The following is an 18,255-nucleotide window of genomic DNA, read 5'->3' on the forward strand; positions in this document are numbered from 1 at the left end:
CCCGTGGCCCCTAGAAATCCCTGAGAGGGCTGGCCGGATGACCGGCAGCCTTATTTCGGCGTCAGCACCTCGGTGCCGCTGCCGTTCTTACCGGCGATGGTCCACAGGCCGTGCAGCGAGCCGTCATCCTCTACCTTGTAGACGACGAGACCGATTTCCTTGCCCATGACATAGCCGGCGGAGAAGGCATCGTCGTTGCGCATGCAGATGCCGTCCGACGATGATCCGCCCGTCTCCCAATGGATGGTGCAGGTGGTCTCGCTGGTCAGCGTGATGGTGGCTTCGCCGCCATATTTCGAGCCGTCGAAATTGGTGCCCGCGACGGTGTAGCTGCCACCGATGGACTGTGCTGCTGCCGGCGCGGCGGCAAACCCAAGCATTGCAAGAGAAAGTAAGAATGTGCGCATGTCGTATTCCCCCAAACCGAGCGACGAGCCGCTATGTCCAGGAATCTAGGCTCGAACGCGCTTGCGGTAAATCCGCCAGCTATATGCGCATGAGACTTTTTCTGGTGTGTGTCCGAAAAGCTCACGGTCCTTTGAGGCTGCCGGCGATGGCGCCGACCAGCGGATCGTATTTCGCTTTAACGGCCGGCGGATAGTCGATCCGCACGGTGCGGATGACGCCGTCCTTGCCGAACAGGCGCCGTTCGTAAAAGATCTTGCCATCCTTCAGTCCCGGCAGCACCGCCCAGTTCTTGCCGGTCTTGCTGTAGCTGATCTGGTAGCCCGCTTCCTTGATTGCCTTCTCCTCGGCGACGAAGCTCTTTGGGGTGTCGTCACTGACGTTGAAAATACCGGAGCAGATCAGGCTGGCGCCGTCGGCGCTGAGCCATTGCTGTCCGTCGCGATTGTACGGCTCGGGCTGGCGATCGGTGAAGATGTCGTCGGGAAAGGTGCAGACCGTGCCGAAGCGCGCATTGGTGTAGGTGAACGGCGCTGCATTGGCGCTGCCTGCCGCGATCAGTGCAACTGCCAATCCAATGGAAAGACGCTTCATTCGATGTCTCCAGCCAACAATGGGAGACACTCCTTGCACCAAATCTCGGAAAAATCAGCCGCCGGTGACGCTCATATGCCTGGATACCGAGGGGCGGCTGGTGCGGCGGTCGATGATGAAATCATGGCCCTTCGGCTTGCGGCCGATCGCTTCGTCGATGGCAGCAGCGACCAGCTCGTTGCCTTCGGAGGCACGCAACGGCGCGCGCAGGTCGGCGGCATCCTCCTGACCCAGGCACATATAGAGCGTGCCGGTGCAGGTCAGCCGCACGCGGTTGCAGCTTTCGCAGAAATTATGCGTCATCGGCGTGATGAAGCCCAGCCTGCCGCCGGTCTCTGCGACATGGACGTAGCGGGCCGGACCGCCGGTCTTGTAGGGGATGTCGCTCAGCGTGAACTGGCGCTCGAGCGAAGCGCGCAGCAGCGACAGCGGCAGATACTGATCGGTGCGGTCGGCGTCGATCTCGCCCATCGGCATGGTTTCGATGACGGTCAAGTCCATGCCGCGGCCATGCGCCCAGCGCATCATCTCCGGCAGCTCGACGTCGTTGAAGTCCTTCAGCGCAACGGCGTTGAGCTTCACCTTCAGCCCCGCCGCCTGCGCGGCATCGATGCCTTGCATGACCTTGCCGAGATGGCCCCAGCGGGTGATGGCGTGGAACTTGTCGGCATCGAGCGTGTCGAGCGAGACATTGATGCGCTCGACACCGCAATCGGCAAGCTCGGCGGCAAAGCGCGACAGCTGCGAGCCATTGGTGGTCAGCGTCAACTCTTCCAGCGCGCCGCTCTTCAAGTGCCGCGACAGCTGGCGCACCAGATGCATGATGTTCTTGCGCACCAGCGGCTCGCCGCCGGTGAGGCGCAGTTTGCGCACGCCCTTTTCGATGAAGACGGTGCAGAGCCGGTCGAGTTCCTCGAGCGACAGCAGGTCCTTCTTGGGCAGGAACGCCATGTCCTCGGCCATGCAATAGGTGCAGCGGAAATCGCAGCGGTCGGTGACCGACACGCGCAAGTAGCTGATCGTGCGACCGAAGGGATCGATCATGTCCATGCGTTCAAGCGTTTCCAATGCTGCGAGTGGTGCCGTTATATACGGCTATGTGATACGATCCAACCCGCCATTCAAGATAGCCGCTCTCGATCTTTGGTGACATTCCCTGGCCGACATCCGATGTCGGCCGGGTTCAAATGGCCTTTTCCGCTCGCGCGAAGCAGCGTAGGGAAGGGCGGAGCGATGCGGGATGCAGAACAATGACGGCGCCGAAGGAACTCAGGGTCTCGAAGGACAGAAAACTGCTGTCCGTCACCTTTCCCGATCATCGGCCGTTCGAACTGCCGGCCGAATTGCTGCGCGTCGCTTCGCCCTCGGCCGAGGTGCAGGGCCATTCGCCGGACCAGCGGGTGACGGTTCCCGGCAAGCGTAACGTTGCTATCCTGAAGATCGAGCCGGTCGGCAACTACGCCGTGCGCATCACCTTCGACGATTTTCACGACACCGGCATCTTCACCTGGAATTACCTGCACACGCTTGGCCACGAAAAGGACGCGCGCTGGAATGCCTATCTCGCCGAGCTCCAGGAGAAGGGACTGAGCCGCGACCGCTAGTTCGGCACTGTCGGCAAAACGTCATTGACTGGGGGTAACGCCGGCAAAGGTTCGGAGACGGGAAAATGTCTGACATCACCACGGTCGAACAGCTCGAAGCCCTCTACGGCCTGCCCGGCGAAGCGTCGACGGTCAAGGAACTCGACCACGTCATTCCCGAATATGCCGCCTTCATCGAAGCCTCGCCTTTTGTCGCCCTGGCAACGAGCGGGCCGGAAGGGCTGGACTGTTCGCCGCGCGGCGATCTCGCCGGCTTTGTGCGCATGCATGACCCGAGAACGCTGATGATGCCGGACAGGCGCGGCAACAACCGCGCCGATTCGCTGAAGAACATCATCCGCGATCCGCGCGTCGGGCTGCTGTTTCTTGTGCCGGGTTCGGGCACGACGCTGCGCGTCAATGGCCGCGCCCGCATCACCACCGACGCCGCGCTTTGCGCCTCCTTCGCCGTCGAAGGCAAGCCGGCGCGCTCGGTCACCGTGGTCGATGTCGATTCGGTCTATTTCCAGTGCGCCCGCGCCATCGTTCGCTCGGAGCTGTGGAATCCGGCAAAGCACGTCGACCCGAAATCGCTGCCGACACCCGGAACAATCCTGGAAGTCACCAGCCGCAAGAATATCGATGCCGGTACTTACGATAAGGAATGGCCGGAGCGGGCGAAGAAGACGATGTGGTGAGGTGGGAGGCGCGTGGATCGAACGGCTCAGGTATCCTTCAGCACGTCATAGATCTTGCGCATCTGTTCGCCGATCATGTCGCACTGTTCCGCTGTCGACTGGCTCATCGCCTTTTCGATCAGCGCCATATGCACCTTCAGCGCCTTCATCAAAAGCTCCGTGCCGGCCTCGGTAAGCGTCAGCCGCAGCACGCGCTTGTCCTTCTCGTCGCCTTCGCGGCGCAGCAGGCCGCGCGCCTCGAGCTGCGGCAACAGCATGGTGATGTTGGAGCGGCCGACCAGCAGTTTGCGGGCGAGATCGTGCTGCGACATGCCGGGATGGCGATAGAGGTTCATCAGCACGTCGAGCTGCGCCGGCTTGAGATCCAGCGGCGCCAGCTTTACCGCCAGCGCACGCTCCAGCACATGGCAGGCGCGCGCCACCGCGACCCAGTTGCGAAAGCGCGGGTTGTCCCAGGGCAGCTCTTGTTTAATGTTCATGTTTGAACTATTATGTTCATGCTTGAACGGAATGGATGGATCGCCACTATGGCATCATTTGGACTGAAGGTCATCCGGGGCGTGTTCCGCGCCGCCGAGCATGTGGCGCCCCGCCTGAGCGGGCGCGCCGCCTTCGAACTGTTCTGCCGCACGCCGAGCGTGAAGGCGCTCAGTGACGGCGAGCGGCGTGCGGTCGACCGCGCCGCCGGCTTCATGGCCGAGGCGCGCCATCATCGGCTGCCGACCAAGGCCGGCTGCGTCATGGTGCACGAATTCCGGCCCGAGCCGGGCAGGGCGTCCGCCGGCACGGTGCTGGTCGTCCATGGCTGGCGTTCGCGCACGGAATATATGCGCGCTCTGATCGAAGGTTTTCGCGATGCGGGCTACCGGGTCGCCTCGCTCGACCTGCCGGGCCATGGCCAGTCGCTGGGCCGGCATCTCAACATGGTCAATGCGGTCGAGGCGGTCAGGGTCGCCAGCGAATGGTTCGGTCCGTTCAAGGCGATCGTCGGCCATTCCTTCGGTGGCGCCGTCGCCGCCAATGCCATTGCCGGTTCGATCAGGGGTATCCACCCAGTGGCGGCCGAGCGGCTGGTGCTGGTGGCCGCGCCAAGTTCCCTGCCGGCGATCTTCGCCGACTTCAGCCGCATGCTCAACGTCGGCCCGCGTTCGCAGGTTTCCATGGCCGATCAGGTGAAAAGGTTGTCGGGCCGGCCGCTGCACGAATTCACCGGCGATCGCCAGCTGGCCGAAGCGCCGGTGCCGACGCTGGTCATCCACGCGCCGGACGACCGCGAAGTCCCCGCCGATCATGCCACACGTTATGCCGGCGCCGGCAGCCATGTGCGGCTGCACTGGGCCGATGGGCTCGGCCACCGTCGCATTCTCGCCGACAAAGGTGTTGTCGAACGCGCCGTCACCTTTGTCAAAAACGAGCGCGAGCCGATACTGCATTGATTCCAATGGTGTATTGTCGACTCCGACAACGCCGGAGCGGTGAAACTAGCCCTTCTTCTTGCCGCCCGGCTGGACGGGCAATCCGGCCGCCTTCCAGGCGGTATAGCCGCCAAGGATGTGCTTGACCGGCGACAGCCCCATATCCTGCGCCGTCTTGGTGGCCAGCGCCGAGCGCCAGCCGCCGGCGCAAAAGAAGACGAAGCTTTTGCCCGAGGCAAAGAACGGCTTGTGGTAAGGGCTTTCGGGATCGATCCAGAATTCCAGCATGCCGCGAGTGACATGTTTGGCGCCGGGGATCTGGCCGTCCCGCTCGATCTCGCGTGGATCGCGCAGGTCGACGAAGATGGTGTCCTCGTCGTCGAGCAGCCCGGCCGCTTCCTCGGGCGAGACCACCTCGATCTCGGCATTGGCCTCGTCGAGCAACTCGCGATACCCTTTTTTCACGGATGATCCCTCCCGGCGCATTTCGCCGCCGACTGGATTTCCAGCACAAGCTCCGCGCTTTGTCACGCTGTTCCGACCAGCCCCTGCCACGCCGCCATCGCTCCGGCCACTGTGGCCATCAGCGCGTCGCACGAGGCGCCGTCGCGGGCCTGGATCGACATGCCGTGCTGGACCGTCGCATAGAAGGTCGCCGCCGCGTTGCTGTCGAAGCCCGCCGGCAATTCGCCTTCCGCCACACCGCGTTCCAGCCGTCTCAGCAAGAGGGTGTGGTTTTCGGCGCGGCGGCGGCGCAAATCATCGCAGATCGCGCCGCTGCTTGAATCCTGGTGCAGTGCGCCCAGCGCGATGAGACAGCCCTGCGGGCGGTCGTCCTGAGAGTACGCTTTTGCCGTCTGGCGCAGGAAATTCTCGATCGCCTGGCATGCCGTCGGCGCTTCGTCCAGCGCGCTCCAGATCTCGGTGCCTTCGTTGCGGGTGTAATACTCGGTCGCTTCCAGAAACAGCGCCTCCTTGCTGCCGAAGGCGGCATAGAGGCTGGGCGAGCTGATCCCCATCGCCGCGGTCAGGTCGGCGATCGAGGTGCCCTCATAGCCTTTGGCCCAGAACAGCTCCATCGCCTGCCGCAAGGCGGCGGTTCGATCGAAGGTGCGGGGACGGCCTCTTTCCGGCATGACGATCTTTTCTGTGTTGACCGATACATAATTCACTTGACGTCGCCAGGCAAGGTTGCCAGATTTATGTATCGATCGTTATATAAAAGGAGCATGACGTGTCAGCGAACGGATTGAACGGCAAGGCAGCACTCGTCACCGGCGGCAGCCGCGGCATTGGTGCTGCGATTGCCAAGCGGCTCGCGGCCGATGGCGCCGACGTCGCCATCACCTATGTCAACAGTGCGGCGCCGGCCCAAGCTGTCGTCGCCGAGATTATAGCGGCAGGTGGTCGCGCGATCGCCATCCAAGCCGACAATCGCGACGCTGCCGCCATCGAAAATTCGGTCACCGAGGCGGTGAATGCCTTCGGCCGGCTCGACATCCTGGTCAACAGCGCCGGCATCTGGCGCGCGGCGCCCATCGAACAGATGTCGCTGGCCGACTTTGACGAGACCATTGAGGTCAATCTGAGAGCGCCGTTCGTGGCCTCGAAGGCGGCAGCGGCTCACATGGGCGAGGGCGGCCGCATCATTTCGATCGGCAGCAATCTGGCCGAGCGCGTCACCGACACCAGCCTCAGCGCCTATTCGACCAGCAAGGCTGCGCTGGTCGGCCTGACCAAGGCGCTGGCGCGAGACCTCGGTCCGCGCGGCATCACCGCCAACGTCGTTCATCCCGGTTCGACCGACACCGACATGAACCCGGCCCAAGGCCCGCATGCCGAACACCAGCGGCGGAAGATGGCGACGCCCCGCTTCGGCAAGGCTGACGAGATCGCCGGCATGGTTGCCTGGCTCGCCGGTCCGGAAGGGCGCTTCGTCACCGGCGCCGCGCTCACCATCGACGGTGGCGCCAACGCCTGAAGCAGCAGCCGCTTTGACCGGTCTGGAGCGGCAACGCCGCTCCAGACGTCACGATGTTGTGAAACCGTTCTGCAACAGGCCTGCGGAAATTTATGGAAGCTTAACGAAATCGGTATGAATCGGTATAGTAGCGCCTTACATCCGCCATGCGGTTGGCAAGATCGTCTAGCGGCGCGGAACGGGAGCCGGCTTGCAGCCGGAGCGGGTGATTAATGAAATTCCTCGGAAATAAAGCCACCGTGATGCCGCTTGCAGTGGCGGCAGCACTGGCCTTCGGTGTGCCGCAGGCAAGCGCGCAAGGCCTGTTCGACATGCTGTTCGGCGGTGGCGTCAAGCACAGGCCGCAAGGCGAATTCCCGCCGCCGCCAAAGCGCAAGCCGAAGCCCGCCGTATCGGGCGGCGGCGGCACGAGGATCAGCAGCCCGTCCTACTACACCTACAAGGCCGACCGGCTGGTGCGCGTCGACTTTGCCGCGTTGGTGGCAGCACCTCCCCAGGTGGCAACAGCTGAAGACGCCGCCTTTGTGCCGTCGGCGACCAGCACTGCCTTCCGCGAAGCCGTTGCAGGCCTCAGTGACTATGAACTCTATGCCGAGCCCGATATCGCCAAGGCACTGATTGCCTATTACTCTGCCAATCCTGATTTCATCTGGGTGAACGAGGGCAATCCCAATGCCCGCGCCCAGGATGCGGTGCAGGTGCTTGGCGAAGCCGCAAGCTATGGTCTCACGTCGGCCGACTACACGGTCGAGGTGCCGGCAGCCAACGCATCGGCAGTCGATGCCGACGCCCGTCTGAAGGAACTCGTCCGCTTCGAGATGGCGCTGTCGGCGCGCGTACTGCGCTATGCCCGTGACGCCCAGAGCGGGCGCGTCGATCCCAATCGCATCACCGGCTACTATGAATTTCCGCCGAAGCCGGTCGACATGGAAGGCGCGCTCAAGACGCTGGCCCACACCCAGGAAGTGCGCACCTACCTCGAATCGCGGCACCCGCAGAACGCGGAATATCAGGCGCTGCGCGTCGAACTTGAATCGCTGCAGGCGAGCGCCGAAAACGAAATCGTCGTCGATCCCAAGCTGTTGCTGAAGCCCGGCGAGACCAGCGCCGAACTGCCGAAGCTGCTGACGCTGATCGCGCGCAATCTCGACGACGAGATGGGCGGCGCCTATGGCGAGATCCTGTCTCGTCTCGGCACCAGCGATGTCTATGTTCCCGAACTGGTTCCGATCATCAAGGCCGTGCAGGTGAAGGCCGGCATGAAGGGCGACGGGGTCATCGGCCCGCGCACCGTCGCCTCGCTCGCCGGCACGTCCAAGGCCGACAGGCTGCAGAAGGTGCAGGTCGCGCTGGAAGAATTGCGCTGGATGCCGTCCGATCTCGGCAGCCCGCGGGTCTTCATCAACCAGCCCGCCTTCACCGCCAGCTATATCGACAATGGCGAGGAGAAGCTGAAGACCCGCGTCGTCATCGGCCGGACCACCAACCAGACCGCCTTCTTCTTCAAGGAGATCAAGCAGGTCGATTTCCATCCCTATTGGGGCGTGCCGCAGTCGATCATCGTCAACGAGATGCTGCCAAGGCTGCGTGGCGATCCGGGCTATCTCGACCGTGCCGGCTACGAGGTGACCGATTCGCGCGGCAGGCGGGTTCCCTCTTCCTCGGTCAATTGGGGCGCCTACGGCGCCAACATTCCCTACAGCGTGCGCCAGCAGCCGAGCGAAGCCAATGCGCTGGGCGAACTGAAGATCCTGTTCCCCAACAAGCACGCCATCTACATGCACGACACGCCGCAAAAATCCTTCTTCCAGCGCGATATGCGGGCGCTCAGCCATGGCTGTATTCGCCTTCAGGATCCACGTGGGATGGCGGCGGCGGTGCTCGGCGTCTCGGTCGACGACATCGCCGAAAAGCTCAAGCACGGCCATGCCAGCGAAGACGTGACACGCACGATTCCCGTCTATGTCTCCTACTTCACTGCCTGGCCGGACCTGTCCGGCAAAGTCGAATATTTCAACGACGTCTACGACCGCGACACGCGGCTGATGCAGGCGCTGGACGCGACCGAAGCGGTGCGTTCGCCGACGAGCTGAACCAGCGGAGTTCCTCGTTCAACGAAACGAGGAACTCACTTTGTCTCTCTGGTTTTATTAGATTTTTGGCCGATAGACGGTCACCCGTTTCCTGCGATCAGCGCTGGATGAGCGGACGCCGGAAGCCGGCGTCGCGGCCCGCGATCAGCCAATAGACCAGACCGGCTACGAGGCCGGCGGCGGCGATGATGCCGATATCGGCCCAGCGTCCGGCATCCTCTTCCGCGGCCGGCCAGACCAGGAAGAAGCCGGCTGCAGCGGCAGCGGCGCCAAACAGCATGTGCACCAGGAAATTGCGCAGGGCAAAGAATTCGGCGAGCAGCGCGAAGATCAGCGTCTGCAGGCCGGTCAGCACGATCGTCAGGAAATAGACGACCATGCCGAGCGGCGGCCACAGCAGCACGACAATGGGCGAAAATTGCATGGCGCCGAAATAGTCCGGCGCGTTGGGCAATACGGCGAGTGCGCAATATATCGCCACGACCGCGAACAATCCGATCAGCACCGAAACGAAATAGCCGGCAAGCATCATCAGGATGCGCTTCAAAACATGCTTAACCATGGCCATGCACCCCCGTGCCCTGCAACTGTTACGCGCACTCAGCCATCAAAGGCGGATCGGCGCAAGAGTGCATCCAGCAGTGCTTTGCGGCAAATCTTCAGGCGCCGCCGCATAGATGTTGTGAATCCGGCAAAACCCATGTGCCTTTTATCGTGAGGTCGACGCCGTAATAGACCCGCCCGCGCTCGTCGCCCTGCGGACAATCCCTCGGGATCGATATCAGGCACATGACGACAGGATCGCCGGCTTTCGAACTGGCAAGGCCAGGCTCCCGCTCGTAGGAAACCCCGGCGCCGCCATTGCTGAACCGCGCCAGGCTGCCGGCTTCAGGGCCGGCGGTTTCCAGCGGGTCGTCGCCGAGCCGCGTCGTCAGCGCGGTGATGTGGGTCAAGGCGCATTGGCCGATCGACGAGGGCAGGGGCTGGTCGGGGCTGCCCGGATGGCGGGCCGCGGTGTCGAGCGCCTTCTTGCCGATCAGGGCGATGTTGTAATCCTGCACCCAGGACGGCGCATTGCCGTAGGTCTGCAGCGCATTGTTCTGGGCGCTGACGATGCAGGCGGCATCCTGCCCGCAGGCGTTCCTGTCAGTGATGAGCGCACGGGCGATCTTGCGCTTGTCGCGGCCAAAGGCTGGCTCGAAACCCGTAAAGGCCTTGGCGACCGAGGCATCAATTGCCGACAGTTGCGGGTCGGCACAGATCGCCTTTTCCACCGGCAGGCTGGCTTTGCGGCAGTCGAAGGACGGCCCGTCGGCACGCGCTGGACCAAGGCAGACCGCCCCGGCAGCAAGTGCGACGACAAGCGCAAACGAGTTGGCAATTCGATTGGAAGAAAGCATGGTCGCCCCGTTGTCCGACAACTGCCACCATTCTAGGCAAAAAACGCAGCGGACGGAATTGCCGAAGCGGTGTCGGTATCGGCGCTATTTCGGTTCGGCGGTCACGGGATCGAAGGTGATTTCGACTTTCGCCTTGTCGGCGGTGTAATAGGTGACGGTGTACCCTTCCTTGTCCCAGTCGACCTCCTTCACATAGCGAAAGCCGTCGCGCTGCTCGACCTTGGCGATGATTGCCGACAGTTTCTGGGCATTCGTCGGCGGCAGTGGGCTGTCATCCGCGGCAAAGGCCGTCGAGCCGGCCAGAAGAACGACGACACCGGTCGCCAGAACAAGATTTCGCATGATTACCCTCATTTCACGTTGGCATGAACCGCACCGGAAACTCGCAGGCAGCACAGTTTGTTCCGAGAGCTGACATCGCGCAGCTTCCGTGAAGCCCTGGATCGCCGCGCTCAGAGCGACGGCACGCCAATATTTGCGCCAACCGCCGGCCAACCATGAGTGCTGCTACGGCCCGCGCTGGACAACCCGATGGTGGTAGAGCTTTGCCCAAGACCCTGCTAGACTTCTGGTCCTGGCGGGGTGGCATGGCGCGCCAACCCCGCCGGAATCTTCATCTCTCAGCGCGCGGCGAAGTGTTTCAGGAACGGGTCGTCGCCTGTGCTGGACCAGAACCAGAAAGGGAGCGGGGGCTCGAACATGGCTGTACGGAACTACACCCGTCAGCTGGCGACAATCATTTCTATCGATGCCGTCGGGTTCTCCCGGCTGATGGGCATCGACGACGAGTCTGCTGTCGCGGCATTCGAGGAACGGCGCGACATCATCGCCGACAGCTGTGGCACATTTGGCGGCCGCACGTTCGGCGACGCCGGCGACAGCATCATGGCCGAGTTCGGCAATCCGATCGAGGCGTTGCGCGCGGCCTTTGATTTCCAGGGCCGCATCGTCGCCCTCAACGCCGAGGTTGCCGACGACATGCGCATGCCGTTTCGGGCCGGCATCAACACCGGCGACGTCATCGTGCGTGGTGGACGCCTCTACGGCGACGACGTCAACATCGCCGCGAGAATCCAGGAATTCGCGCCGGGCGACGGTCTCGCCGTTTCGGAGACGACCTGGCACCATGTGAAGGACAAGACGGCGGCCGAATTCACCGATCTCGGCGAATTCATGCTGAAGAACATCGCCTTGCCGGTGCGCGTTCTGATCGCCGGCCGCAGTGGCAACGGATCCTCGCCGGCGGCGTCGTTCGCCGCCATTCCCCAGGCCAATGCGCAGCAGAAGCTGTCGTCCAAGGGGCCGCCGGCGATCGCCGTCCTGCCCTTCCACGCCGATGGCGGCGAGCATGACATCGGCTACATGGCCGACGGCATCGCCGAGGACATCATCTATGGTCTTTCCAACACCAGATGGCTCTCGGTCATCGCCAAGGGCTCCAGCTTCCAGTTCCGCGACGACACGCTGGGCACGCGGGTGATCGGCAACGCGCTCGGCGCGCGCTACATCGTCAGCGGCACGCTGATGCGCAATGGTGGCCAGATCCGCCTCAACACCTCGCTGGCCGACGCGTCCAACGGGCGGCTGGTGTGGTCGCAGCGCTTCGATCGCGATCTGGTCGACATCTTTAACCTGCGCGACCAGATCGGCGCTGAGATCGTTTCGATCCTCGACAAGGAGGTCGACCGGGCGGAACAGGCACGCACCTTCCAGGTTCCCTGGGAAAGCCTGGAGACCTGGCAACTGGTGCGACGGGGCCGCTGGCACATGAACCGGCGCACCCGCGGCGACACCGAAACCGCACTCGAGTTCTTCCAGAAGGCCTACCGCGAGGACGCCAACTCGAGCGCCGTGCTCAACGAACTGGCGTGGTGGTATTTCTGGCGGGCATGGCTGCGTTTCGGCGACAGCGACGATTTGAACAAGGTCGAGCAGTTTGCCCGCAAGACGTTGCTGGTGGACAGCCTGGATGCGCGCCCGCACGCCCATCTCGGCGCCGTCGACATCATGCGCGGCGAACCGCGGTCGGCCGTCGACCATCTCGAGGAAGCGATCCACATCAATCCGAGCTTTGCCTTCGCGCGCTCGGCCATGGGCAGCGCCCAGCTGCTGCTCGGCAATGCCGCGACCGCGATACCGTTCTTTCTCGATACCGAGCGATTGAGCCCGTTCGACCTCTACCGCTTCCACAATCTGGGGGAACTGACGGCGGCCTATTGTCTGGTCGAGAACTGGCCGGCGGCTATCGCTGCCGCTGACCGCTCGCTCAACCTGTCTCCCGGCTATTTCTATTCCAGGTTCCTGAAGATCGGCGCGCTGATGCGAAGCGGCCGGCCGGAACAGGCGCGGCGCGAGATGACCATTTTCACCACCCGGCATCCCGATTTTTCAGAACAGCGTGTGCGCTGGATACCGTTCACCGACAAGGCCGCGAACGAGATCCTCGTCGCCAATTTCCGACTGGCCAAATGAACATGGCGTCAATGCTGGCTGGAACATGGACCAACTGTGAAAAGATTCACATACGTGCAACCGATGCAAACCTAGGCGTTGAACGGCCGGCATCGCAATAACGTGGATAGCCGGGGGGCTTGAACGCGCATGACCGAACTGAAGTATTTCGACGCTATTCGCGCGGCCCAGAAAAACCAGCGCCCGCTGTCGGAAATGCCGCCCTTCGATCTCGGCCGGATCCGGAAGACAGGGCTGATTGCGCGCATCGTCGGGTCTCTGGCCGAAGACCCCCGCTGGGCGCTTTCCTTGTTGCGGCGTTTCCGGCCGACCGGCAAGCTCTTCGGTGTTCTCGTGGTCACCAAGAACGCCGATGTCCGCGACATATTGGAGCGCGGCGACGAATTCCAGACCCCATACGGCCCGGAAATGACCGAGCTTGCCCGGGGATCCAACTTCATCCTCGGCATGCAGGACGGCGCCGACTACCGGCGCATGAAATCGTCGGTGCTGAGTGCATTCCCGCCGGCCGAGGTCGAAGCCGCCGTCAGGCCGATCGCGGCGCGTCATTCGCAAGAGATCATGACGCGCGCCAGCCCCGGCTTCGATGCGATCTCCAGGTTGATGAAGATCGTCCCGGTGCATATCTGTCGAGATTATTTCGGCGTCGAGATCGACGATGAATCCGAATTCGCCGACTGGGCGATCGCGCTGAGTGCGCTGTTCTTTTCGGACCCGACGGCGAGCCCCGTCATGCGCGAACTCGCAGTGGTGGCGGGCGACCGTCTTCTCAAAGTCATCGATCGCTCCATCCAGTCGGCTAGGGACCGGGGCTTGAAGGCCGAGCAACCGCTGGCGAGGCTGGTTGTCCAGATGGATCAGGGCCGCCTGTCGCGGGACGACCTCAATTCGATCATGCTGGGCATGATCGCCGGCTTCGTCCCGACCAATGTGCTGGCCGCCGGCAATTGCCTCGACGTGATCCTGTCGCGGCCCGACGCAAGGCAGGCTATCGATGCCGCATTGGCCGAAAACGATACCGCCAAGCTCGACAGGGCCGTCCTTGAAGCCATGCGCTTCAAGCCGATCTGGGTCGGCCCCTGGCGCTACACGGCCCGCGACGCGATCATCGGCAAGGGTACGCGCCGCGAGCGCCTGGTGAAGGCCGGCACGGTGGTGATGCCGGCGACGCTGTCGGCGATGTTCGATGCCGACGCCGTGCAGAACCCGGACCAGTTCGACACATCGCGCCCGCATCGCGACTACATGGTGTTCGGCCACGGCATTCATCAGTGCATCGGCGCCGAGATTGCCAGGATCCAGATCGGCGAAAGCCTGCGCGCCCTGTTCCAGAAGCAGGGCGTGCGCCGCATGCCCGGCAAGGCCGGGCGGATGACCCGCATCGGCGCCTATCCCGAAACCCTCAAGGTCGATTTCGAACGGGCAGAACTCTGCCGCACCGTAACGCAGTCTATGGTGACGGTGGTCTGCCCGGTCACCCGATCCGCGTCGCTGGATGCTGTCCGCGACAAGGTTGCCAGCCTCGGCAACCCGGCCGTCGAAGATATCCGCACCGCGCTCGACATTGCCGGCACCGTCCACTTCACCAGCCTGACCGTGGTCGGCACCGGCGAGATCGGCGCTGATTCCGGTCAGGAAAAAGGAGCTCTGGTTCTCGAGATTTCCGGTGACGGCAGCATCGACGATGTCATCGATGCGGTCACGCACGCCATCGGGCACCGGCTACGGCCGATCTTCAAGGATGTCTGCGATCTGCGCGATGGCGGCGCATTGAACGATTTCCTGCGCAAGCACAATGTCGACATATCGCCGTCCTTCGGCAGCAATGCCGGACTGGTGTTTTCGGGCACGCCGGGGCACTCGGTCCAGCGTATCAAGGCCGAGCAGCAGCTTTTCGAAGCCGTGCGCGACATCGTCGAGCGGCCACGCAAAGGCGCCGGCAACGCTCCTGCCGTGCTCGCTGAAGTTCGCCAGCATGTCCAGTCATTAGAGACGTTTGCCTGGGCGTTCGAGCCGGCCGAGAGCCTGCTGGAAAAGCCGCCGGGTCATTGGGGCCGTGCCCTGATGACGACGTTGCTGGTACCGCCGGTCTTCGTCACGGTGGCGATCATCTGGGCTGCTTGCTGGTACATGGCCTACGGTGTGGTGTTCGGCAGATCTATCGACATCAGTTCCCAGGAAATCTCCTTCACCGCCATAGCCGTAGCAATCACCTCACTTCTGTTGTCGGGACTCGGAGTGTTGGTGGCAGCGGCGCTGCTGGCGTTTTCGTGCTTGCTGGCGCTGCGACGCCGCGAGGACAGGGATCGGCCGGAAAGCACATCGATCGGCATATCTGAATTGAACGCGATACTCGTCAAGGAGGGCCACGCGGCACAAAACCATCTGACTGCGATTTCGACGATGAAGGCCGGCATTCTGCGGCGGCTGGCGCTCAGGTTTTCTTTCTACCTGATCTCGATAGCTGCCCAGAAGGTATTCAAGCCAGGCTTCCTCAACACCATCAACACCATCCATTTCGCCCGCTGGATACTGCTGCCCGGCTCCAACCGATTGATGTTCTTCTCCAACTACGGCGGCAGCTGGGAAAGCTATCTTGAGGACTTCATCGCCAAGGCGTCCGCTGGCCTGACCGGCGTGTGGAGCAACACCGTGGGCTATCCACGCACACGATGGCTGTTCCTGGACGGCGCCCGCGACGGCGATCGTTTCAAGCGCTGGGCGCGGCGCCAGCAGGTGCCGACCCTGTTCTGGTACTCCGCCTATCCCCAAATCAACACAGAGCGCATCCGGATCAATTCCCGGGTCAGGCGCGGCATTGCTTCCGCCGTCGGCAACGAGGCGCGCGACTGGCTGAGCTTGTTCGGTTCGCTACGGCGCCCGGCGAGCGAAACAACCACCGTTCAAAAGACCACTTCGCTGCTGGCCAATATCAGCTCTGCCTTTCCGGCGCCTCTCGAGCAGCAGCTGGAAACCGGCGAGATCCAGTCCATCTTCTTCGGCCCGCTCGGCCCGCTCGCTTATTCGCATATGCTTGCGATCCGGGTGCCGGACAAGTTGCCGGCGCCCAAGCGCAGAGCCTGGCTCGATTTCGTTGTCGAGCAGACGAGTTTCGGCGAAGGCAGGCCCGCCGGGCGCGCTATGATAGTCGCCTTTGGTCCCGGTGGCCTGCGGCAGTTTGGGCTCGACGAGGGTGTGGAGGGCGATCCACTGGAAACATTTCCGATCGCCTTTCGCCATGGCATGGGCAACCCCGAGCGTGGGCGCATACTGGACGACCGAGGCCGCGACGGCCCGGACGAATGGGAGTGGGGGTCGTTGGAGAACCCTGTGGACCTGGTCATCGTCTGCTATGCTGAAGACCCGGGACGGTTGAAGACCGAGATTGCCACCGTGAGACGAAAGACGACCGGTGCAGGCATGAAGGTCGTCGCCGAACTGCCGCTCGCCGTAAACCGGGGTCCGACCGACACGAAGACGAAATCGTCCGACGGGGCAAAGCGTGACGATCGGTCGGAACGTGGGCCAGCCTACGAGCATTTCGGTTTCGCGGACGGGATTTCGCAGCCGATTGTCCGGGGCACGACCCGCGCCAGCAGGGGCGCCGCGCCCATGCATCTGGTCGCGCCCGGCGAGTTCCTGTTCGGCTATCGTGATGAGCATGGGTTCTATCCAGCCTCGCCCTCGGTAAGCGCATCACGCGATCGGACCGGAATCCTTTCGCAGGTGCGCCGTAGCCGGCTGATTCCGGGCCTGCCGCCACCGCCGCGCGATTTCGGGCGCAACGGTTCATTCCTGGTTATTCGCCAGTTCGAGCAGCACGTCGACGTCTTCAACAACTACTGCAAAAAGGCTGCAGCCTTGGTCGCGAGCCAACTCGGCAACCAAGCCATCACGCAAGACTGGATTGCCGCCAAGATGCTCGGCCGCTGGCAGAACGGCAGCTCGCTGGTGCGCAACCCCGATCATCCGGGACGCGTCATCGACAACAACTTCGCCGCTGGCGCCGAGGATCCGCAAGGCCATCGCTGCCCGCTTGGTGCCCACATTCGCCGTTCCAACCCACGCGACTCGCTGGGTGAGGACCGCGATACGCAGATCAATATCGGCAAGCGCCATCGTATCCTGCGGGTCGGCCGTACCTATGAGAAGCAGGACGGCAAGAATGGCAAGGTCGAAAAAGGGCTGCTGTTCATGTGCCTCAACGCCGACATAGAGCGCCAGTACGAATTCATTCAGCAGACCTGGGTTTCGTCGGCCACGTTCCAGGGCCTCGTCGCTGAAAAGGACCCGACGATTGGTTCGCGCGGCGGTGATGGCAGGTTCACCATTCCGTCATGGGAAAAGGTCACGACGCTCCGTGACATGCCGCAATTCGTCACCACCAAGGGGGGTGGATACTTCTTCATGCCCAGCCGCTCGGCGCTGCGCTACCTGATTTCGCGGCTCTGATTCGGCGTCAGTCGTCGTCCTGCGACTCGGCGATATGGCGCAGTGCCCCGGTGTCCGTGATACGCAGCCCGCCGCGTTTGATGGCAATGAACGAGCGGTTGCGCCAGTCGTTGAGCGTCTTGTTGACGGACTCGCGCGTGGCGCCGAGGAACTCTCCGAGTTCCGATTGCGAGATCGGGATCCAGCCGGCGCTGTCGGCCATCACCTTGGCCAGGAAGACCAGGCGTTTGGCGAGCCTCGCCTCGATGCCGAAGAAGGCCTGGTCGCCGAGTTCGCCGCTGACCCAGCGCAGCCGGGCGCACAGAAGTTCGATCATCGCGCGTGCCAGCGGTGGATTTCTCTCAATGCGATCAAAGAGTTGTGTCCTGCTGAGCGAAACCAGCTCGCAAGCGGTCAGGCAGATGGCGGTGGCGGTGCGTGGCCGCCCGTCAAGCGCGCCGATCTCGCCGACGAGGCTGCGCGACAGCTCGATATTGGCCACCAGCTTCTGCCCGCCAGGCGAATAGATCGAGATTTCCACCGTGCCGCTCATCACCCCGTAGATCCGGTCGGCGGCGTCTTCCTGGACGAACAGATGCTGGCCGGCGGCGTAGCGCTCGGCCTTGCAGCCGCTGAACAGGATATCGAACAGCTTTGGATCGATGCGTGCTAGGCGCGGCAGATCGTTTCTGTCGTTTGGGCCGCCAAAAGCCATGTTCCAAATTCCCAATTGCCGCAATCGGCGAAGTTTAAGGGCCGAAGTCTAAGGCAAGAGTGCACCGCGTCAAAGGCCGGCGTTCATCCCTTGCGATTACGCCTTGTGAAGGCTTGGCGCAGTGGTCGCGCCCAGTGCCTGGCTCGTGCCGGGCGGAAAGCCGCCTGCACGCGCGGCGAGAGGAGCCGCGCGTGCAGGCGCCAACTGATTAAAATGGTTAGGTGATAAAATTTCTGTAAAACCGAGCGGCCGCAATGGCCTTTCCGCCTGTTGCGATAGCTGGGCGCAAACAGCGTGAGCGTCTGTGACGGAGATCACATACAGCATCGCTGAAATAATGCGAGCGTCATACATCGCGCGAGCGACTGCGGGCAAAGAGACATGCCGACGTTGCGCCCCGGTCATATTCGACGCAAGTTGATTTGTTTCCTTGCCTGCCGGTCAGAATTGCACCAGTCTAAAATGGGG

Annotated in this window: 17 protein-coding genes; 7 read left to right on the forward strand and 10 right to left on the reverse strand. The window is 62.9% G+C overall.

Annotation, left to right across the window (positions count from 1 at the left end; genetic code table 11):
• Positions 1-50: 50 nt before the first annotated feature.
• The 3 genes from ACYG97_RS08955 to moaA form a co-directional block, all read right to left on the reverse strand.
• The gene (locus ACYG97_RS08955; protein ID WP_023669002.1) at positions 51-407 is read right to left on the reverse strand and encodes a hypothetical protein; all 357 of its coding nucleotides are present in this window, start codon (positions 405-407) and stop codon (positions 51-53) included.
• Between the two features lie 121 nt (positions 408-528).
• On the reverse strand, positions 529-999 hold the full coding sequence (locus ACYG97_RS08960) for a hypothetical protein (protein ID WP_023734704.1): 471 nt from the start codon (positions 997-999) through the stop codon (positions 529-531).
• A gap of 54 nt (positions 1,000-1,053) precedes the next feature.
• Positions 1,054-2,049: a GTP 3',8-cyclase MoaA gene (gene moaA, locus ACYG97_RS08965; protein ID WP_031193366.1), complete on the reverse strand. Its 996-nt coding sequence runs from the start codon at positions 2,047-2,049 to the stop codon at positions 1,054-1,056.
• A 200-nt stretch (positions 2,050-2,249) separates the two neighbouring features.
• Here moaA and ACYG97_RS08970 point away from each other — a divergent pair, with 200 nt between their 5' ends.
• Together ACYG97_RS08970 and ACYG97_RS08975 are read left to right on the forward strand one after the other, a co-directional pair.
• Entirely contained in the window at positions 2,250-2,603 is a 354-nt protein-coding gene (locus ACYG97_RS08970) for a gamma-butyrobetaine hydroxylase family protein (RefSeq protein ID WP_023668999.1), read from the forward strand.
• Positions 2,604-2,668: 65 nt separating this feature from the next.
• The gene (locus ACYG97_RS08975) at positions 2,669-3,280 is read left to right on the forward strand and encodes a pyridoxamine 5'-phosphate oxidase family protein (RefSeq protein ID WP_023682499.1); all 612 of its coding nucleotides are present in this window, start codon (positions 2,669-2,671) and stop codon (positions 3,278-3,280) included.
• A gap of 26 nt (positions 3,281-3,306) precedes the next feature.
• Here the strand turns inward: ACYG97_RS08975 and ACYG97_RS08980 are convergent, their stop codons facing one another.
• Entirely contained in the window at positions 3,307-3,759 is a 453-nt protein-coding gene (locus ACYG97_RS08980) for a MarR family winged helix-turn-helix transcriptional regulator (protein ID WP_023668997.1), read from the reverse strand.
• A 48-nt stretch (positions 3,760-3,807) separates the two neighbouring features.
• On the opposite strand from ACYG97_RS08980, the gene ACYG97_RS08985 reads away from it, so the two are divergent.
• Positions 3,808-4,716, forward strand: coding sequence for an alpha/beta hydrolase (locus tag ACYG97_RS08985; RefSeq protein ID WP_023734705.1), 909 nt, complete (start codon positions 3,808-3,810; stop codon positions 4,714-4,716).
• Between the two features lie 45 nt (positions 4,717-4,761).
• Here ACYG97_RS08985 and ACYG97_RS08990 read toward each other — a convergent pair whose 3' ends face one another.
• The gene (locus tag ACYG97_RS08990; protein ID WP_023734706.1) at positions 4,762-5,160 is read right to left on the reverse strand and encodes a rhodanese-like domain-containing protein; all 399 of its coding nucleotides are present in this window, start codon (positions 5,158-5,160) and stop codon (positions 4,762-4,764) included.
• Positions 5,161-5,222: 62 nt separating this feature from the next.
• The gene (locus ACYG97_RS08995) at positions 5,223-5,831 is read right to left on the reverse strand and encodes a TetR/AcrR family transcriptional regulator (protein ID WP_023668995.1); all 609 of its coding nucleotides are present in this window, start codon (positions 5,829-5,831) and stop codon (positions 5,223-5,225) included.
• A 98-nt stretch (positions 5,832-5,929) separates the two neighbouring features.
• Between ACYG97_RS08995 and ACYG97_RS09000 the strand changes: the two genes are divergently transcribed.
• Together ACYG97_RS09000 and ACYG97_RS09005 are read left to right on the forward strand one after the other, a co-directional pair.
• Positions 5,930-6,676: a 3-oxoacyl-ACP reductase family protein gene (locus ACYG97_RS09000; RefSeq protein ID WP_023734707.1), complete on the forward strand. Its 747-nt coding sequence runs from the start codon at positions 5,930-5,932 to the stop codon at positions 6,674-6,676.
• 212 nt (positions 6,677-6,888) lie between these two features.
• The gene (locus ACYG97_RS09005) at positions 6,889-8,769 is read left to right on the forward strand and encodes a L,D-transpeptidase family protein (protein WP_023734708.1); all 1,881 of its coding nucleotides are present in this window, start codon (positions 6,889-6,891) and stop codon (positions 8,767-8,769) included.
• A 97-nt stretch (positions 8,770-8,866) separates the two neighbouring features.
• Here the strand turns inward: ACYG97_RS09005 and ACYG97_RS09010 are convergent, their stop codons facing one another.
• The 3 genes from ACYG97_RS09010 to ACYG97_RS09020 form a co-directional block, all read right to left on the reverse strand.
• Positions 8,867-9,337: a hypothetical protein gene (locus ACYG97_RS09010; protein ID WP_023668992.1), complete on the reverse strand. Its 471-nt coding sequence runs from the start codon at positions 9,335-9,337 to the stop codon at positions 8,867-8,869.
• Positions 9,338-9,428: 91 nt separating this feature from the next.
• Positions 9,429-10,169 carry a lysozyme inhibitor LprI family protein gene (locus ACYG97_RS09015; RefSeq protein ID WP_050590424.1) on the reverse strand — a complete coding sequence of 247 codons (741 nt, stop codon included), beginning with the start codon at positions 10,167-10,169 and terminating at the stop codon, positions 9,429-9,431.
• An 84-nt stretch (positions 10,170-10,253) separates the two neighbouring features.
• Positions 10,254-10,511, reverse strand: coding sequence for a PepSY domain-containing protein (locus ACYG97_RS09020; RefSeq protein WP_023690752.1), 258 nt, complete (start codon positions 10,509-10,511; stop codon positions 10,254-10,256).
• A 357-nt stretch (positions 10,512-10,868) separates the two neighbouring features.
• On the opposite strand from ACYG97_RS09020, the gene ACYG97_RS09025 reads away from it, so the two are divergent.
• Positions 10,869-12,641: an adenylate/guanylate cyclase domain-containing protein gene (locus ACYG97_RS09025; protein ID WP_023734710.1), complete on the forward strand. Its 1,773-nt coding sequence runs from the start codon at positions 10,869-10,871 to the stop codon at positions 12,639-12,641.
• A gap of 129 nt (positions 12,642-12,770) precedes the next feature.
• Entirely contained in the window at positions 12,771-17,093 is a 4,323-nt protein-coding gene (locus ACYG97_RS09030) for a cytochrome P450 (protein ID WP_023734711.1), read from the forward strand.
• 7 nt (positions 17,094-17,100) lie between these two features.
• On the opposite strand, the gene ACYG97_RS09035 is transcribed toward ACYG97_RS09030, so the two are convergent.
• On the reverse strand, positions 17,101-17,787 hold the full coding sequence (locus ACYG97_RS09035) for a Crp/Fnr family transcriptional regulator (protein ID WP_023706835.1): 687 nt from the start codon (positions 17,785-17,787) through the stop codon (positions 17,101-17,103).
• Positions 17,788-18,255 lie beyond the last annotated feature (468 nt).

This window comes from Mesorhizobium sp. W067 (assembly GCF_054719525.1).

What these genes read in the sequence shown, in the direction of transcription:
- ACYG97_RS08985 (WP_023734705.1), top strand. Translation starts at nt 3,808, where the DNA reads ATGGCATCATTTGGACTGAAGGTCATCCGGGGCGTGTTCCGCGCCGCC.
- ACYG97_RS08955 (WP_023669002.1), bottom strand. Translation starts at nt 407, where the DNA reads ATGCGCACATTCTTACTTTCTCTTGCAATGCTTGGGTTTGCCGCCGCG.
- ACYG97_RS08960 (WP_023734704.1), bottom strand. Translation starts at nt 999, where the DNA reads ATGAAGCGTCTTTCCATTGGATTGGCAGTTGCACTGATCGCGGCAGGC.
- ACYG97_RS09030 (WP_023734711.1), top strand. Translation starts at nt 12,771, where the DNA reads ATGACCGAACTGAAGTATTTCGACGCTATTCGCGCGGCCCAGAAAAAC.
- ACYG97_RS09020 (WP_023690752.1), bottom strand. Translation starts at nt 10,511, where the DNA reads ATGCGAAATCTTGTTCTGGCGACCGGTGTCGTCGTTCTTCTGGCCGGC.
- ACYG97_RS09010 (WP_023668992.1), bottom strand. Translation starts at nt 9,337, where the DNA reads ATGGCCATGGTTAAGCATGTTTTGAAGCGCATCCTGATGATGCTTGCC.
- moaA (WP_031193366.1), bottom strand. Translation starts at nt 2,049, where the DNA reads ATGGACATGATCGATCCCTTCGGTCGCACGATCAGCTACTTGCGCGTG.
- ACYG97_RS08995 (WP_023668995.1), bottom strand. Translation starts at nt 5,831, where the DNA reads ATGCCGGAAAGAGGCCGTCCCCGCACCTTCGATCGAACCGCCGCCTTG.
- ACYG97_RS09015 (WP_050590424.1), bottom strand. Translation starts at nt 10,169, where the DNA reads ATGCTTTCTTCCAATCGAATTGCCAACTCGTTTGCGCTTGTCGTCGCA.
- ACYG97_RS09025 (WP_023734710.1), top strand. Translation starts at nt 10,869, where the DNA reads ATGGCTGTACGGAACTACACCCGTCAGCTGGCGACAATCATTTCTATC.
- ACYG97_RS09035 (WP_023706835.1), bottom strand. Translation starts at nt 17,787, where the DNA reads ATGGCTTTTGGCGGCCCAAACGACAGAAACGATCTGCCGCGCCTAGCA.
- ACYG97_RS09005 (WP_023734708.1), top strand. Translation starts at nt 6,889, where the DNA reads ATGAAATTCCTCGGAAATAAAGCCACCGTGATGCCGCTTGCAGTGGCG.
- ACYG97_RS08970 (WP_023668999.1), top strand. Translation starts at nt 2,250, where the DNA reads ATGACGGCGCCGAAGGAACTCAGGGTCTCGAAGGACAGAAAACTGCTG.
- ACYG97_RS08980 (WP_023668997.1), bottom strand. Translation starts at nt 3,759, where the DNA reads ATGAACATTAAACAAGAGCTGCCCTGGGACAACCCGCGCTTTCGCAAC.
- ACYG97_RS08975 (WP_023682499.1), top strand. Translation starts at nt 2,669, where the DNA reads ATGTCTGACATCACCACGGTCGAACAGCTCGAAGCCCTCTACGGCCTG.